The following is a 16,128-nucleotide window of genomic DNA, read 5'->3' as shown; positions in this document are numbered from 1 at the left end:
TTACATAGTCATATTGGAGGTGTGTTGCAGTGGGAACATATATAATTAGTTATTTTAATAAAATGAAAGGTGGAGGTAAAATAGCCAATAGTTTTAACTTAAGCGATTCGATCGTTGCGGTGGTTGGGACTTTTATAACAATTTTTGTACTCCTAGAATTAACGGAGATGACGCAGTTTCCATGGATGATTGGTTCATTTGGGGCAAGTACGATACTCGTGTTTGTGGCATGGAACGCGCCAGTTGGTCAACCCCGCAGTGTAATCGGAGGCCATCTCATCTCATCATTTTTGGGGATTTTGATCTTTCAATTAATGGGTAATTCACCATTAGCGATTAGTATAGCCATTTGCTTATCACTTTTCTGTATGCTTATGACGAAAACATTTCATCCACCCGCCGGTAGTGATCCGCTCATTATTATGGTGAGTCAGGCAAGTTGGGGATTTATTTTGTCTCCGTTATTAATTGGTTTAGCTATTATTTTACTCTCTTCATTAGTTATTAATAATTTCCACCCAAAGCGAAATTACCCAGATTATTGGTGAATGAAAGGACGTTTAAAAGTACAGGTATGTGCTTTTAAATGCCCTTATTTTAGTGGCTAATTTTGGGTATTTATCTATATTATCCTAAACAATTGATACAACTTTTGTCGCTGTAACTATACGATTTACGATTTAGCTTTATGACAAAAAGAAAAGGATTGACTCGGAAATACCGGGCCAATCCTTTTTAGCGGATGGGAAATATAAAATTTCGCCATGTTGATACCATTCAAATAAGTAAATGCAACGTCTAGGCTAAAGCGCCAGCCCCTCGAGGTCGCGGTCTGTCCTCGGGCGAAGGCAAAGAGCGCCTTCACTTCGGACTCGCAAGCAGCTGTCGGGGCTAAACAGGCGCTTTAGCCCTTTTGTTCCTATGACAGACGATTACGGTAGTCTTCGTAGCCAAATGTACGAATGACTTTTACGCCGTCTTGTTCGTTATATGTGCAAATGCTCGGCAAGTTTACACCGTTAAACATATGCGTTTTTACCATTGTGTAGTGAGCCATATCCGTGAAGACTAAGTTGTCGCCTGGCTTTAGTGGCTCATCGAATGAATAATCACCAATGATGTCACCAGCTAGACATGTCATCCCACCTAAACGGTACGTATACTTTTTCTCGTTTGGCATACCAGAACCGATAATCATCGGACGGTACGGCATTTCAAGTGTATCAGGCATATGGCAAGTTGCAGAAGAATCAATAATGACAAGGTCCATACCATTATTCACGATATCAAGAACGGTTGTTACTAAATAGCCTGTGTTTAGCGCAATTGCCTCACCTGGCTCTAAAATAACTTGCAGGTCATATTTTTCCTTCATGTAAGTGATGATGCTAACTAATTTTTCAATGTCATAATCTTCACGTGTAATGTGATGACCACCACCAAAGTTAACCCATTTCATTTGATGTAAGTATTGACCGTATTTTTCTTCGAAGTGAACTAAAATACGTTCTAACACATCAGAACCTTGTTCGCACATCGCATGGAAATGAATCCCTTCGACGCCGTCCAGCTCATCCGGACGGAAAGACTCGACTGGAATCCCAAGACGAGAATTCATGTAGCATGGGTCATAAAGTGGTGTTTCAACTTCAGAGTAGCCTGGGTTGACGCGTAGTCCGATTGACACGTGCTTAGTTAAACTTTGTACTTTTTCTTTGTACTTATTCAACTGGTCGAAAGAGTTGAATACTATATGGTCAACATACTGTAAATATTCATCAATTTCGTGTTCTGCATATGCTGGTGCATACGCATGTACCTCTTTCCCGAATTCCTCGAAGCCAAGGCGTGCTTCAAAAAGTGAACTTGAAGTAATGCCTTTTAAATAATTTCGTGCCATTGGAAAGGTAGACCACATTGAAAAACCTTTTAATGCAAGTAAAATGTCGCAACCTGTACGATCCTGTACAGACTTTAAAATTTCAAGATTGCGTGTAAGTAAGCGCTCGTCTACAACAAAACTAGGAGACGGAGCAGTTTTCCAGTCAATTTGTTTCATCCCATTAAGCCTCTACATTTTCTGTAAGGTCAAGATCAAGAAGTTCAGGGTTTAATGTTTCTTGCCATGGAAGACCCCATTTATTTAGTGCTTCCATGTACGGATCTGGATTGAATTCTTCTACGTTCCACACGCCTGGTTTTTGCCATTCACCGTTCATAACAAGCATTGCACCGATCATAGCAGGTACACCTGTTGTATATGAAATCGCTTGAGAGCCAACTTCTTTATAGCATGCTTCGTGGTCACATACATTGTAAACATAGTATGTTTTTTCTTTGCCATCTTTTAGTCCGCGCACGATACAGCCGATATTTGTTTTACCTTTAGTACGAGGCCCTAATGATGCTGGATCAGGCAGTACTTTAGATAAGAAATGAATCGGTTGAATCATTTTGCCTTCATATTCGATTGGCTCGATTGATGTCATACCTACGTTTTCTAATACTTTTAAGTGTGTTAAGTATTTCTCTGAGAACGTCATCCAGAAGCGAATTTGTTTTAAGCCTTTAATGTTTTTCGCTAAAGATTCTAATTCTTCATGATACAGAAGGTAAATATCTTTTGGACCGATTTCAGGTAAGTTATAAACTGCTTTTTTCTCAAGTGGTGCTGTTTCTACCCAGTTGCCTTCTTTCCAGTAACGGCCGTTCGCAGTAATTTCGCGAATGTTGATTTCTGGATTGAAGTTTGTTGCGAAATGGTAGCCGTGATCGCCTGCATTTGCATCAACGATATCAATATAATGAATTTCGTCGAAGTGATGCTTTTGTGCATGCGCAGTGAATACGCCTGTTACACCTGGATCAAATCCGCTACCTAATAAAGCAGTTAAGCCTGCTTTTTCGAATTTTTCTTTGTATTCCCATTGCCATTTATATTCGAATTTAGCTGTATCAAGTGGTTCGTAGTTCGCTGTATCTACGTAATGCACACCCGTCGCTAAACATGCGTCCATGATCGTTAAGTCTTGGTATGGTAGTGCTACGTTAATGACTACATCTGGACCAAAACCGTTAATTAGCTCAATTAGTTCATCGGTATTATCCGCATCAACTTGTGCGGTACTGATAAGTGTCTTTCCGCCATCTAACTTTTCCTTTAACGCGTCACATTTCGATTTTGTTCGACTAGCGATCATAATCTCCTCAAACACATCTGAATTTTGACAACACTTATGCACTACTACGCTAGCAACTCCGCCAGCCCCAATAATTAATGCTTTTCCCAATTCTTTGTCACGCTCCCTATTAATTCGTAATTATAAAACAAGATTGATTATACCGAATTGTATATTTGCTATCAACACATTTTTTAAAAAGAAATTTGTAAACCATTTACGGTATAGTAATCGAGAAATATTGGAATGAGATATTTAAAAATTACGCGTTGTATGATGATGAAAAGTGATAGTATTTATAGAGTATTATGTCTATGAGAAAGGATTTAGCGATGGTAAGATTAGTAAACATTTTTCGAATTATGTTTAACCGATATGGATTATTGGTGTTTTTCCTATGTTTTACGTCTATTTTAATTCTCTATCTTCCTGGCATACCAGAATTATTTGCGAAGCCCGTTATGGAAGTAGTAGGGCCATATTTGTTAGCAATTTTGCAAATGGGCGTGTTAATAAATAGTATTGCAGTTTTGTTAATGGTTCATTTTGTTATAAAAGTATTGAGCAAGAAAAATTACACGATTAAAGTTACGGTTCTTAGTCTGTTGATAGCATTTTTTATTATGCAATGGTTTAGCTTATTTTGCTTAACAATGTATCCACAATTTTCTAATGTACCCGAGGCAACGTATCGCTTTTTTGAAGTGTATGTCAATTATAAAATTGAAATTGTTGAAGAGGTAGGTTTAGGTTGTACTATTTATTTATTGGCATTTTATATGGGGGCATTATCACGCAAAAAATTCAAAGTTAATGTAATATTACTTGGGAAACTTAAAAAAAACACATAAAAACGTTATTGCGCGGATCAGCGCAATAACGTTTTTCCTTCTATATAAACTTGGTTGCGCCCGTTTTCCTTTGCTATATAAAGGGCTTTATCTGCTTGATCAATGACTTGCGATAAGGTAGGCGTATCTTTGTTTCCTTTGTACTCCGCAACTCCCAGACTGATTGTAAAAGGAATCACAATATCATTTTTTTCGTAACGATTTTGGTGAATGGTCAAGAGTAATCTATCTGCGAGCTGTTCCGTTTCAGATAACCTAGAATTTGGACATAAAATAATAAACTCCTCGCCCCCGTAACGCGTTACAATATCACGCTCTCTTACACTAATCATTAATAATGATGCTAAATGTTTCAACACCTCATCGCCAACTAAGTGTCCGTAAGTATCATTTATTTTTTTGAAATAATCAATATCAATGGCAATACAGCTAAACGAGCTTCCGGACTCCTGGCATTCCTGGAAAATCTGCTCTCCGTTGATCATTAAATAGCGGCGATTATATAGCTTTGTGAGCTGGCAAGTCACCGATAAATCCTCAAGCAACTCAATATTGCCCTTTACTTGACTCGTCATATGATTGAACGCATCAGTTAATTCACGAAACTCCTTTGTAAACGGATTAATTTTTTCCTCAGTAATTTGATAATCATAGTTTCCTTGTTCTATAATCCGCACTCCGTCGATCATATGCTGAATCGGCTCTTCGATTTTTCGTGCATACATGAGCATAAGCCTTACTGTAATAAAACCGCTTAGTAAAATACAAATGATGCTAATAAAAAAAGTATGAAGTAGAGGTAATAAGACATTGTTTACAGGTATTTCGGAAATAAGTATCCAGTTATTGCGATTGATGACCTGACTAGCTCCTAGCACCCATTTGCCTTTACTATCTTTATATAATGAAAGTGGTTTTTTTTCTGAATTCGTTGCAATGTCAAAAATATGTTCATCAACCGTATATTTTGTAAGGAACATATTGGCAACATTTAAGCCTTGAGAAGTTGAATTAGATAAAAACTCTGACAGTAAGATGCCGTTTTGATTGATGATATATGAATTTCCATCATAGCTAACCCTAGATTCTTGCATTAATTCATCGATTTTTTGCAAATTCACAGTTCCAAAAACGACACCATTAAAGTTACCGGAATCATCAGTAATTGGAGACGCGAATGCAAGGATTGGTTGATTTGTTACTTTGCTAATGAGCACGTCTGTAATATTTCCTTGCACTTGCTGCTTCGCAATTTGAAAATATTCCCTGTCATTTACATCGATATTTAACGGTTCATTTGTTGCGCGCTTTACCGTATCGAATTGGACAAAGCCTTCCTTATTAACAAAAATAATATCAGCAAAATCCGAGCGATCCCGGAATTCTATAAAGAAGGATTGTGCTTTATCATAGTTATAAGCTTTTACAAAGTCCATATTTGCGAGTAAATGAATATCAGATGACCGTTCATTTAACCAACTTTCAAAAAAGTAATGCTGCCCATTTAAGAAAAAGGCAGTATCCTCTGCTTGTTTTTTCATCGACTGATAATATTCTATTAGGATGGTAGGTAATAAAATCATAGCGCTAAGAACAATGGTAACAAGAATGACCCCGGTATGTAATTGTTGCCTAATAGTTCCTGTTTGAAAAAGAGATTTAATTACTTTCAATTTCTCACCTCCACAAATAAGCTAATTCATCACTAGATTTACCTATTATTGCGTCAATAACAAATGATAGTAGCGCACATTAGCGTTGTTTTCACGCAGCGAATCGAGGTTAGTAAATAAACTATATAAAATAAAAACACAAGTAAAGCTAACAATTAAAACGAAAGGATGTTTTAAAAGAGCAGGGTTGTATAGACATAAAATGACGCTAGTAATAATAAATAGCACAATGAAAATTGCTTGTAGCGTCATTTCTAAAGTTTGCTGTGCCATCCATCGAATGAGGGTACGATATGCCTCTAAATTTGAAATATTATCGGCATTTTCATCAATTAAATGTTCTTTGTTTTCATATTCGACATGCCACTGACGCGTGTCGTTTAGTATTGTGATGGTATATTGATAGCCCATTGCGTCACCTTTTTCGATGAAGGTAGCGAACGCGGGCCTACTGAAAAAGAAACAGGCTAGAATACATGAATAAAAAAATAATTGACGATAGTTTGCCATGGTGAGCTCCCTTGCTTTATTGGCTGAAAGTATAGCTATATTTTATTTTAACATATATTTACATATTAAATGAACGATTTATGTATGGAAGCTTTTCTTCTGTTATAGTGTTAAAAAGGAGGATGAATGTGGTGGGAAAGTTTATTTTTGGGATAATTACACTAGTATTCTGTTTATCAATCATTCTACCGAGTTGCCTTACGTTTGCGGATCAGGTGTTTAACGATGTTTCTAAAAAGCATTCATATTATAAAGAAATAATGTATTTATATGAAAAAGGTGTTATTGAGGCGGCTACAAATTTTGGGGTGAAGGAGGTTGTTACACGTGAGGAAGCGGCAGTATGGATTGCGAAAGCAGCGGGGCTAAACGGGACTCAGCGTAGTACGAAATTTAGCGACGTTCATACAGGTCATAAAAATAGTGGCTATATTCAATCAGCAGCGGAAGCAGGCATTATTCACGGCTACAACGATGGTACTTACCAGCTAAACGCAAATGTGACACGCGGACATATGGCAGCTTTGATTGCAAGGGCATTTAAATTACCAGTAGGGACGACTACTTTTTCAGATGTTAGAAAAGGACATACTGCTTATAAGGCAGTTAGTCAACTCGCTGCTACTAATATTACTACAGGCTATACCGATGGAACATTTAAACCAAATGCGTATTTAACGCGTGCCCATTTCGCTACTTTTTTAGCACGTGCTATGCAATATAGTGAACGTACGACAACACAAGCTGGTGAAATGAATGTGCATTTTATTGATGTAGGGCAAGGGGATGCCATTGTCATTCAATCGCCAAACGGAAAAACAATGTTAATTGATGCGGGTACGCAAGAAGTGGGGGGCGATATAGCGCGCTATTTACAAGCTTTACATATAAAAAGGATTGATACGGTCGTTGTAAGTCACCCTGATGCCAATCATATTGGTGGATTCCTGACAATACTTGACGAATTTCCAGTGGACCATTTTATCAATAGTGGGAAAGCGCATTTAACAACGACAAATGAAGCAGTATTAAATAAAGTAGCTCAAAATAAAATACGCTATAGTAATGCTCAAGTAGGAACTAAAATAAATTTCGATTCTTCCTTACATGTACAAGTTCTCCACGTAAATCCAAATTCATATGGTACGAATGATGCCTCCATTGTACTGAAGGTTACATATAACGATGTGTCGTTTTTATTCACGGGTGACGCTAGTGTGGAAGTGGAAGAAGCCATTGCAGCTAAATATAATGTGGCTGCGACGGTACTGAAGGCCGGACAACATGGGTCAAGTACAAGTAATTCTCTAGCCTTTTTACAAAAGGTCAAACCCAACGTTACGGTTTTAAGCTATGGGAAAGACAATGAGTATGGCTACCCGCATTCAAAGGTTATAAGTAATTTAAAAGCGGTCCATTCCAAAATTTATACAACGGCACAGTCTGGTACGATTATTGTGACAACAGATGGAAAAACATATCGCGTAAAAGGCACTGAATATAAGGCCGAAGCGAAAGCGAACTCCTTACAATAAAGCTAAGCGATGTGAATTAGTTGGAAGCTCTCAGTATGGGGGGCTTTTTTTGGTGGATAAGAAAGTATAACTTTCTCATCCACGTCATAAAGGAGAACAACTGGGCCTGTTTTGGGGTGAGATATGTCTTTCTAAGTATTAAAACTCGGCTTTAATGGAGCGACAATCATAAGAAATATGCATTCTTTATGCCAACTGGCCAATCGACGAGCTGACTATTTTGCGCTTTTACTTCTAACACAAGAATTTCATTTTCGATCGCTTCAAGCAGCCACTCGCTATAAGTGAGCATCGGATTTTCATCGTTTAGGAGCGCAAGTAATTCATTGTTTGTAATACTTAAAATTTCATATTCACAATTAATGTGTAAGTGCTGGGGAATGATTTCAAAGCCACTAATTTTAATGGAGCCTGGAATTGTGCCTTGAATCTCTGTAATGTATGTAGTAACTTGATGCTTTTTAAAATCTACATACGTGTCCGTTATAAATTCGAATTGTACGGGGTATTCATCTTCTTTTGTAATTGCAGTACTTCTACTAACAACATTTATAGGAAGCTGTTGAAGAGGTGGCTCAAAACGAGATTTAAATTCAAGTAATGTTTTGTCTGAGACTGAAACCATGATTTTCTCTCCTCCAATTGCATTTATATGATTTAATTGACCAATGTGGGGGAACTATAAAAATAGTAATGCACGGATGTTTAAAATATAAAATGTAATTAGTTAACATTATATACATTTTTTCTGAATAGCGAAATAACTGAGTAGAAATTTTTTTGTGGTTAACAAAGTATAACGTTCTTAACCATCTAATCTCGCTCTATGTGGGGGGAGATAGGCCTATCTAAAGAGATAAGAAAGTATAACTTTTTGATAATGTCTAGGCATTCGCGCCGCACGCTCGAGGTCGCTTCGATCCCTCGGGCGAAAGTGGTGGAGCGTTTACTTTCGCTTCGGGCTCGCAAGCATCTGTCGCGTGCAAACGGGCGCGAATGCGCTTTTCTTATTATTGTTGTTGGAATATGCCTTGATATGTTAAAAAGGAAAAATTGATGGAGAGCGAATCGGTCGTTTATCTATCTTGTATGGAGTGAGTAACATGAAAAAGAAGAAAATGAATTTAACAAAACATGAAAATATTGTGTTGTTTCCTGGCACGACGGAGCGTCTACTCGGTGAGGCGCATAAGTTGGCGGAAAATTATCAATTTGATGAAGCGAATAAATTATTTGAAGAAGCTTTTCAATATATAAGTGGTGATGAGATGTCATTGAGTGTATATGCTTATTCTCTATATGAAGCAAAATCCTTTCAAAAGGCAAAGGAAGTTTGTGAAGATTTACTTGCCTTAGGTCCGACGATGTATTTTGAAGCGATGGAATTATATTTGACGGTGTGCATGCAACTCCGCCAATTTAAACAGGTGGAAAAAATTATTGAGTCCTTAATAGACGAGGGCGAAATTCCGGATGACCAAATCGAGAAGTTTGAGCGAATAAAAAATTTAAATGCCGAAATTGCTGAAAATAAAAGTTTGCAAGCCGGGTTAGATAATATCCGAGAAGTGGATGAGCCTGTCTTTGAGCTTGCGTTATTTTTAGAGAAATCTCCAGAGCAACAGTTGATGATTGTTCATGAATTGACGATGACTAATATTCGTCCGATTGCCCAGGAGCTGAAGTCGATTGTGGAACTACCGGATGCACATCCATTTATCCAAAGTGTAGTGCTCATTTTATTAGTAGAGCAGGAAGTTACAATGGAAATTACAATGGGGAAATTTGGTCGTGTGCAGACGGTGAATCCGGCCCAGCTTCAGCTGCCAACTCAAATGCCACAGTTCGAGGAGATTTCGGCACTTATTATAGAAGAATTAGAGCAGGAGCCATCCACACTTGAAATGGTGCAATATTTAATTGCAAAACATGCGATTGTCACTTATCCTTTTGAATGGTTAGACTTTGATACGGAGGATGTAGCAAGGAGCTATGTAGATTTTGTGCGGTCAATGTTTGGAAAAATTCAAGAAATGGATTATGATATTATTGAATTTATACAATTGTTGGAAAAACTAACGGAATTACAACATATGTGAAAAAAGTTGAAACATTGCTCATCTATGATATACTAAAATGGTTGTCAAAATCGTATAAATGACAGGTTTGTCTAACAAACGTAAACTAACTTTGGAGGTAATATAAATGTCAGTAAAATGGGAAAAACAAGAAGGTAACCAAGGTTTATTAACAATCGACGTACCTGCAACAGAAGTAGATAAAGCTTTAGATCAAGCTTTCAAAAAGGTTGTAAAACAAATTAACGTACCTGGTTTCCGTAAAGGGAAAATGCCTCGTCCGATGTTCGAAAAAATGTACGGTGCAGAAGCGCTATACCAAGATGCTTTAGAAATCGTAATCAATACAACATACCCAACAGCATTAGATGAAGCTGGTATTGATCCAGTTGATTACCCAGAAATCGAAGGTACTGAAAACTTCGCAAAAGGTACAGACTTCACGTACACTGCAACAGTAACAGTGAAACCTGAACCAAAACTTGGTGATTACAAAGGCTTAGAAGTTACAAAACTACCAACTGCTGTAACGGATGAAGAAGTTGAAGCTCAAATCCAAGAACAATTAGCTAAAAAAGCTGAATTAGAACTTAAAGAAGAAGAAGCAATCGTCCTTGGCGACACTGCTACAATCGATTTCGAAGGTTTCGTAGGTGAAGAAGCATTCGAAGGTGGTAAAGGTGAAGATTACGCACTAGAAATCGGTTCTGGTTCATTCATCCCAGGCTTTGAAGAGCAATTAGTTGGCGTTAAAGCTGGCGAAGCAAAAGACGTAGTTGTTACTTTCCCTGAAGAGTACCATGCTGCTGAATTAGCTGGTAAAGAAGCTACTTTCAAAGTAACAGTGAAAGAAGTTAAAACAAAAGTTCTTCCTGAATTAAACGACGAGTTCGCTAAAGAAATCGATCCAGAAGTAGAAGGATTAGTAGCTTTACGCGCAAAAATTAAAGAACAAACTGCAGCACAAAAAGAAGCTGAATCAGAAGGTACTTTACGCGATGAATTAGTAGAAAAAGCTGCTGAAAATGCTGAAATGGAAATTCCAGCTGCAATGATTAAAACAGAAGTAGATCGTATGGTTCAAGAATTCGGTCAACGCTTACAAATGCAAGGTATGAACCTTGAGTTATACTTCCAGTTCTCTGGTCAAGACGAAGCTGCTTTACGTGAGCAAATGGCTGCTGACGCTGAAAACCGCGTACGCGTTTCTTTAACTTTAGAAGCAATTTCTAAAGCTGAAGCAATCGAAGTAACTGAAGCTGATATTAACGTAGAGCTTGAAAAAATGGCTGCTCAATTCGGTATGACAAACGAGCAAATCCTTACTGCTTTAGGCGGTACTGCTGTTCTTGAGAACGATATCCGTACTCAAAAAACAGTAGAGCTTTTAGTTGAAAATGCTAAAATCTCTGAGTAATATTGAATACTGAACGCAACAATTGTTAAGTTTATTGGAAACAAGGTACGGGTATAAACCGTGCCTTGTTTTATCACATTTACTAAAGTTTAAAGTTATACATAATAGGTCTCAAACAATATAAAGCAACATCCTTCAATCAATTTATTTGATAAACATTGAATAATCTTGTAAGATTGTTGCTTGAATAGGGGTGAAACAAATTGTTTAAATTTAATGATGAAAAAGGCAATTTAAAATGCTCTTTCTGTGGAAAGCCACAAGAACAAGTTCGTAAACTGGTTGCTGGACCAGGCGTATATATTTGTGACGAATGTATCGAGTTATGCTCGGAAATCGTTGTAGAAGAGCTAGGCATTGAAGAGGAAATCGAGTTCAAAGATATTCCGAAGCCGAAGGAAATTTTAGGGATTTTAGGTGAATATGTAATTGGACAAGAACGTGCTAAGAAAGCATTAGCCGTTGCTGTGTACAATCACTATAAACGAATTAATTCAAACTCAAAAATCGATGATGTAGAATTATCAAAATCAAATATTGTGTTAATCGGACCAACTGGTAGTGGTAAAACATTATTAGCACAAACGTTAGCACGTATTTTAAACGTACCATTCGCAATCGCGGACGCAACTTCTTTAACAGAAGCGGGTTATGTAGGGGAGGATGTTGAAAACATTCTACTGAAATTAATTCAAGCGGCAGATTACGATATTGAACGTGCAGAAAAAGGAATTATTTATATTGACGAGATCGATAAAGTCGCTCGTAAATCAGAGAATCCTTCAATTACACGTGATGTATCAGGTGAAGGTGTCCAACAAGCATTACTTAAAATTCTTGAAGGTACAGTGGCGAGCGTTCCTCCACAAGGCGGACGTAAGCACCCACACCAAGAATTTTTACAAATCGACACATCAAACATCTTATTTATCGTGGGTGGTGCGTTTGATGGTATCGAATCAATTATTAAACGTCGTCAAGGCGAAAAAGTAATTGGTTTTGGTTCAAATCCAAACAAAGTAGAAGCAGAAGAAGGCACGTTAATGTCTCAGTTAATTCCGGAAGACCTACTGAAATTCGGTCTAATTCCTGAATTTATCGGACGTTTACCAATACTTGCGACATTAGAACAGTTAAATGTAGATGCATTAGTGCAAATATTAACTGAGCCTAAAAATGCATTAGCCAAGCAATATCAAAAAATGCTTGAGCTAGATAATGTAGAGCTTGAATTTGAAGATGCAGCACTTGTAGAAATTGCGAAGCTTGCAATCGAACGTAAAACAGGTGCACGTGGCTTACGTTCAATTATTGAATCAACAATGCTAGATGTAATGTTTGAACTACCGTCTCGTGAGGATATTAAAAAATGTGTCATTACAGCAGCGACAATTACGGAGAAAGCAAATCCAAAATTATTGCTAGAAGATGGTACAGAATACAACAAAGACAATGAAAAAACATCAGCATAATCACATTTTTAGATGAGTAACATGTTAAACTTAGCTGACTTAGACTTGTACAAGTCGAAAGTCAGCTTTTTCTTACAAGTAAAATGATACATATCTTGCTGTTTCAAATAATCTATTTATTTTTACACATACTAAAGATGCGGGTTGTTATAAAGAGACTTGGACGGAGGTGAATACCCGCGTGAAAAAAAATGAAGATAATATGCCATTATTACCTTTAAGAGGTTTACTCGTTTACCCTTCAATGGTCTTACATATTGATGTTGGACGAGATCGTTCTGTTGCTGCTCTAGAGCATGCGATGTTGAGTAATAATACGATTTTTTTAGCAACACAAAAGGATTTGCGAGTAGAAGCTCCAGAAAATCAGGACTTATATAAAGTAGGGACGCTAGCCCACGTTAAACAAATGCTAAAATTGCCGAACGGAACATTACGCATTTTAGTGGAGGGTGTCAACCGTGCAAAAATGCTACACTACCGTGAAGACAAAGATTTTACAGTAGTAGACATTGAAGTGCATGAAGACGAAACATTCAAGGATGCTGAAACAGAGGCGCTCATGCGTACTGTATTAACGTATTTTGAGAAGTATGCTAAATCGTCAAATAAAATTACGACAGAAACGATTGAATCGGTCCTTGATATTGAAGAGCCAGGGCGTTTAGCAGATGTGATTTCATCTCATTTGCCTTTTAAAGTTGCAGAGAAGCAGGAAATTTTAGAGATATTTAATGTGAAGAAGCGTTTAGACCATTTAATTATCCGTTTGCATGATGAGCAGGAAGTGTTGAATTTAGAAAAGAAAATCAGCACAAAAGTAAAGCAAGCAATGGAACGTACACAAAAAGAATATTACCTACGCGAGCAAATGAAGGCCATTCAAACAGAGCTCGGTGATCGCGACGGAAAAACAGGTGAGGTAGCAGATCTTCGTAAAAAAATCGAAGCATCAGGTATGCCTGAATCGACTCGTAAAGTTGCTTTGAAAGAACTAGACCGCTACGAAAAATTACCAGCTGCTAGTGCTGAAAGTGGCGTTATTCGCAATTATGTAGAATGGCTTGCATCTCTACCTTGGAGTAAGAAGACGACCGATCGAATTGATATTGCCGTTGCTGGAGAAATTTTAGACCGTGATCATGATGGACTGGAAAAAGTGAAGGAGCGCGTGTTAGAATATCTTTCTGTGCGTCAATTAATGAATTCATTACGCGGGCCTATTCTTTGCCTTGTGGGTCCTCCAGGTGTTGGTAAAACAAGTTTGGCACGCTCAATTGCGGAAAGCTTGGATCGCAAATTCGTGCGTATTTCGCTTGGTGGAGTTCGTGACGAGTCAGAAATTCGTGGTCATCGCCGTACGTATGTTGGGGCAATGCCAGGTCGAATTATTCAAGGGATGAAAAAAGCGGGTACGATCAATCCTGTATTTTTACTTGATGAAATCGATAAAATGTCGAATGATTTCCGTGGGGACCCTTCTGCAGCTATGCTCGAAGTGCTAGATCCGGAACAAAATGGTACATTTAGTGATCATTATATTGAAGAGTCGTACAATTTATCTGACGTATTATTTATTGCAACTGCAAACGATTTAAGCACAATTCCAGGGCCATTACTTGACCGTATGGAAGTGATTTCAATTGCGGGATACACGGAATTAGAGAAAACAATGATTACGAAAAATCACCTTATTCCTAAGCAAACGAAAGAGCACGGCTTGAAAAAAGCACACATCGTAATAAAGGACGAAGCGATTACAGATTTAATTCGTTATTATACACGTGAGGCTGGCGTTCGTGGGTTAGAACGTCAAGTAGCAACGGTTTGTCGTAAAGCTGCAAAAATAATTGTTTCAGGTGAGAAAAAGAAAGTAACAGTAAGTTCTAAGGTGCTACAGGAAATGCTTGGTAAGCATCGCTTCCGTTACGGTCAAGCTGAAACAGAAAACCAAGTAGGCGTTGCAACCGGTCTTGCCTATACAACAGTCGGTGGCGATACGCTACAAATTGAAGTTTCATTAACACCAGGAAAAGGGAAACTTCAACTTACAGGGAAGCTTGGCGATGTCATGAAGGAATCTGCTCAAACAGCGCTGTCGTATGTGCGTTCACTTACACATAAATTAGGGGTGGATGCTAGTTATTTCGACCAGCATGATCTTCATATTCACGTTCCTGAAGGTGCTGTACCAAAAGACGGTCCTTCTGCGGGGATTACTATGGCTACAGCGATCGTTTCAGCAATTACAGGTAAAGCAATTAAACGTGAAGTAGGCATGACAGGTGAAATTACTTTACGCGGTCGCGTTTTACCAATCGGTGGACTGAAAGAAAAATCACTAAGTGCGCACCGTGCGGGATTAACGACAATTATTTTACCGAAAGATAATGAACGTGACATTGATGATATTCCAGAGACAATTCGTGAGCAACTCACATTTAAACTAGTGTCTCAAGCGGAGGAAGTGCTTGCTTTAGCGCTAGATGGAGGTTTTTAAGGAAAATGAAAGTCCATAACGTCGAAATGGTCATTAGTGCCGTTAGACCAGAACAATACCCAGAGGATGGCCTACCGGAATTTGCGCTTGCTGGGCGCTCAAACGTAGGTAAATCTTCATTCATTAACCGTATGATCGGACGTAAGGCAATGGCGCGTATTTCGTCAAAGCCAGGGAAAACGCAAACACTAAACTTCTATAAAATTGAAGAGCAGTTGTTTTTCGTTGACGTACCAGGTTACGGTTATGCAAAAGTATCAAAATCTGAGCGTGCAGCGTGGGGGAAAATGATTGAACGTTACTTCACTGCACGAGAAATTTTAAAAGCGGTCGTATTAATTGTCGATCTCCGTCACCCACCAACTGGGGATGACTGCATGATGTATGATTTCTTAAAGCATTACAACATTCCCGTAATTGTCGTTGCGACAAAAGCGGATAAAATCCCTAAAGGAAAATGGGATAAGCATAAAAAAATCGTTAAAGATACACTCGAAATGGACTCCACTGATCCACTCATCGTATTCTCCTCTGAAAAAGGTCTTGGGTTTGATGAAGCATGGGGCGAAATTGAAAGTCGTATGTAGTTTATAATGAAAAGATGTTTCGACATTTACTTTTGTAAATAGTCGCAACATCTTTTTTTATTTTCGAAAAATGGGAGAAAACCTTGATGAATGCTAGTGCTGTCCGATAATAAATTTAGGAGGTGCAACTATGGATATTGCAGCACTATCAATTTCATTACATCAAGAACAATTAATGCAAAATGTTTCATTAACGATCGTAAAACAGGTGGTGGAATTTCAGCAACAAAGTTCAGCGCAAATTGTAGAAATGATTGACGCACCTCATCCAACTGCTGGTCAAATGGTCGACCTCTCTACTTGAACTTTGAAGTGCATGAGTAATT

At 38.0% G+C, this 16,128-nt stretch carries 14 protein-coding genes; 9 read left to right on the top strand and 5 right to left on the bottom strand.

What is annotated here, in order from left to right:
* The first annotated feature begins 29 nt into the window (after positions 1 to 29).
* Positions 30 to 548: an HPP family protein gene (locus tag MHH87_RS12105; protein WP_340749561.1), complete on the top strand. Its 519-nt coding sequence runs from the start codon at positions 30 to 32 to the stop codon at positions 546 to 548.
* Positions 549 to 919: 371 nt separating this feature from the next.
* Here the strand turns inward: MHH87_RS12105 and nspC are convergent, their stop codons facing one another.
* Together nspC and MHH87_RS12095 are read right to left on the bottom strand one after the other, a co-directional pair.
* A complete protein-coding gene (gene nspC / locus MHH87_RS12100) occupies positions 920 to 2,059 on the bottom strand; it encodes a carboxynorspermidine decarboxylase (protein ID WP_340749560.1) in 1,140 nt (379 codons plus the stop codon).
* A 4-nt stretch (positions 2,060 to 2,063) separates the two neighbouring features.
* A complete protein-coding gene (locus MHH87_RS12095; protein WP_340749559.1) occupies positions 2,064 to 3,290 on the bottom strand; it encodes a saccharopine dehydrogenase family protein in 1,227 nt (408 codons plus the stop codon).
* A gap of 203 nt (positions 3,291 to 3,493) precedes the next feature.
* On the opposite strand from MHH87_RS12095, the gene MHH87_RS12090 reads away from it, so the two are divergent.
* Positions 3,494 to 4,030 (top strand): hypothetical protein, encoded by a 537-nt coding sequence (locus MHH87_RS12090; protein ID WP_340749558.1) that lies wholly within the window; start codon positions 3,494 to 3,496, stop codon positions 4,028 to 4,030.
* 17 nt (positions 4,031 to 4,047) lie between these two features.
* Here MHH87_RS12090 and MHH87_RS12085 read toward each other — a convergent pair whose 3' ends face one another.
* Positions 4,048 to 5,703, bottom strand: coding sequence for a sensor domain-containing diguanylate cyclase (locus MHH87_RS12085; protein ID WP_340749557.1), 1,656 nt, complete (start codon positions 5,701 to 5,703; stop codon positions 4,048 to 4,050).
* A gap of 45 nt (positions 5,704 to 5,748) precedes the next feature.
* Positions 5,749 to 6,213 carry a hypothetical protein gene (locus MHH87_RS12080; RefSeq protein WP_340749556.1) on the bottom strand — a complete coding sequence of 155 codons (465 nt, stop codon included), beginning with the start codon at positions 6,211 to 6,213 and terminating at the stop codon, positions 5,749 to 5,751.
* A 131-nt stretch (positions 6,214 to 6,344) separates the two neighbouring features.
* Between MHH87_RS12080 and MHH87_RS12075 the strand changes: the two genes are divergently transcribed.
* A complete protein-coding gene (locus MHH87_RS12075; RefSeq protein ID WP_340749555.1) occupies positions 6,345 to 7,748 on the top strand; it encodes an S-layer homology domain-containing protein in 1,404 nt (467 codons plus the stop codon).
* Between the two features lie 166 nt (positions 7,749 to 7,914).
* Here the strand turns inward: MHH87_RS12075 and MHH87_RS12070 are convergent, their stop codons facing one another.
* Positions 7,915 to 8,373 (bottom strand): hypothetical protein, encoded by a 459-nt coding sequence (locus tag MHH87_RS12070; protein WP_340749554.1) that lies wholly within the window; start codon positions 8,371 to 8,373, stop codon positions 7,915 to 7,917.
* Between the two features lie 478 nt (positions 8,374 to 8,851).
* Here MHH87_RS12070 and MHH87_RS12065 point away from each other — a divergent pair, with 478 nt between their 5' ends.
* The 6 genes from MHH87_RS12065 to MHH87_RS12040 all read left to right on the top strand — a co-directional run bounded on the left by MHH87_RS12065 (position 8,852) and on the right by MHH87_RS12040 (position 16,106).
* On the top strand, positions 8,852 to 9,847 hold the full coding sequence (locus tag MHH87_RS12065; protein ID WP_340749553.1) for a hypothetical protein: 996 nt from the start codon (positions 8,852 to 8,854) through the stop codon (positions 9,845 to 9,847).
* Positions 9,848 to 9,953: 106 nt separating this feature from the next.
* Entirely contained in the window at positions 9,954 to 11,243 is a 1,290-nt protein-coding gene (gene tig, locus MHH87_RS12060; protein ID WP_340749552.1) for a trigger factor, read from the top strand.
* A 203-nt stretch (positions 11,244 to 11,446) separates the two neighbouring features.
* The gene (gene clpX, locus MHH87_RS12055) at positions 11,447 to 12,715 is read left to right on the top strand and encodes an ATP-dependent protease ATP-binding subunit ClpX (protein WP_340749551.1); all 1,269 of its coding nucleotides are present in this window, start codon (positions 11,447 to 11,449) and stop codon (positions 12,713 to 12,715) included.
* Positions 12,716 to 12,917: 202 nt separating this feature from the next.
* Entirely contained in the window at positions 12,918 to 15,215 is a 2,298-nt protein-coding gene (gene lon / locus MHH87_RS12050; RefSeq protein WP_340750985.1) for an endopeptidase La, read from the top strand.
* Between the two features lie 5 nt (positions 15,216 to 15,220).
* Complete coding sequence (gene yihA / locus MHH87_RS12045; RefSeq protein WP_340749550.1) at positions 15,221 to 15,802, top strand: ribosome biogenesis GTP-binding protein YihA/YsxC; 582 nt, start codon at positions 15,221 to 15,223, stop codon at positions 15,800 to 15,802.
* A 130-nt stretch (positions 15,803 to 15,932) separates the two neighbouring features.
* Positions 15,933 to 16,106: a YjfB family protein gene (locus MHH87_RS12040; RefSeq protein WP_340749549.1), complete on the top strand. Its 174-nt coding sequence runs from the start codon at positions 15,933 to 15,935 to the stop codon at positions 16,104 to 16,106.
* Positions 16,107 to 16,128: the final 22 nt, after the last annotated feature.

Source organism: Solibacillus sp. FSL H8-0538 (genome assembly GCF_038003525.1).
In the GTDB taxonomy this organism is placed as follows: domain Bacteria; phylum Bacillota; class Bacilli; order Bacillales_A; family Planococcaceae; genus JBBOPI01.
The sequence above is the reverse complement of the archived record's forward strand: the minus strand, read 5'-3'. Positions and strand labels throughout refer to the sequence as shown.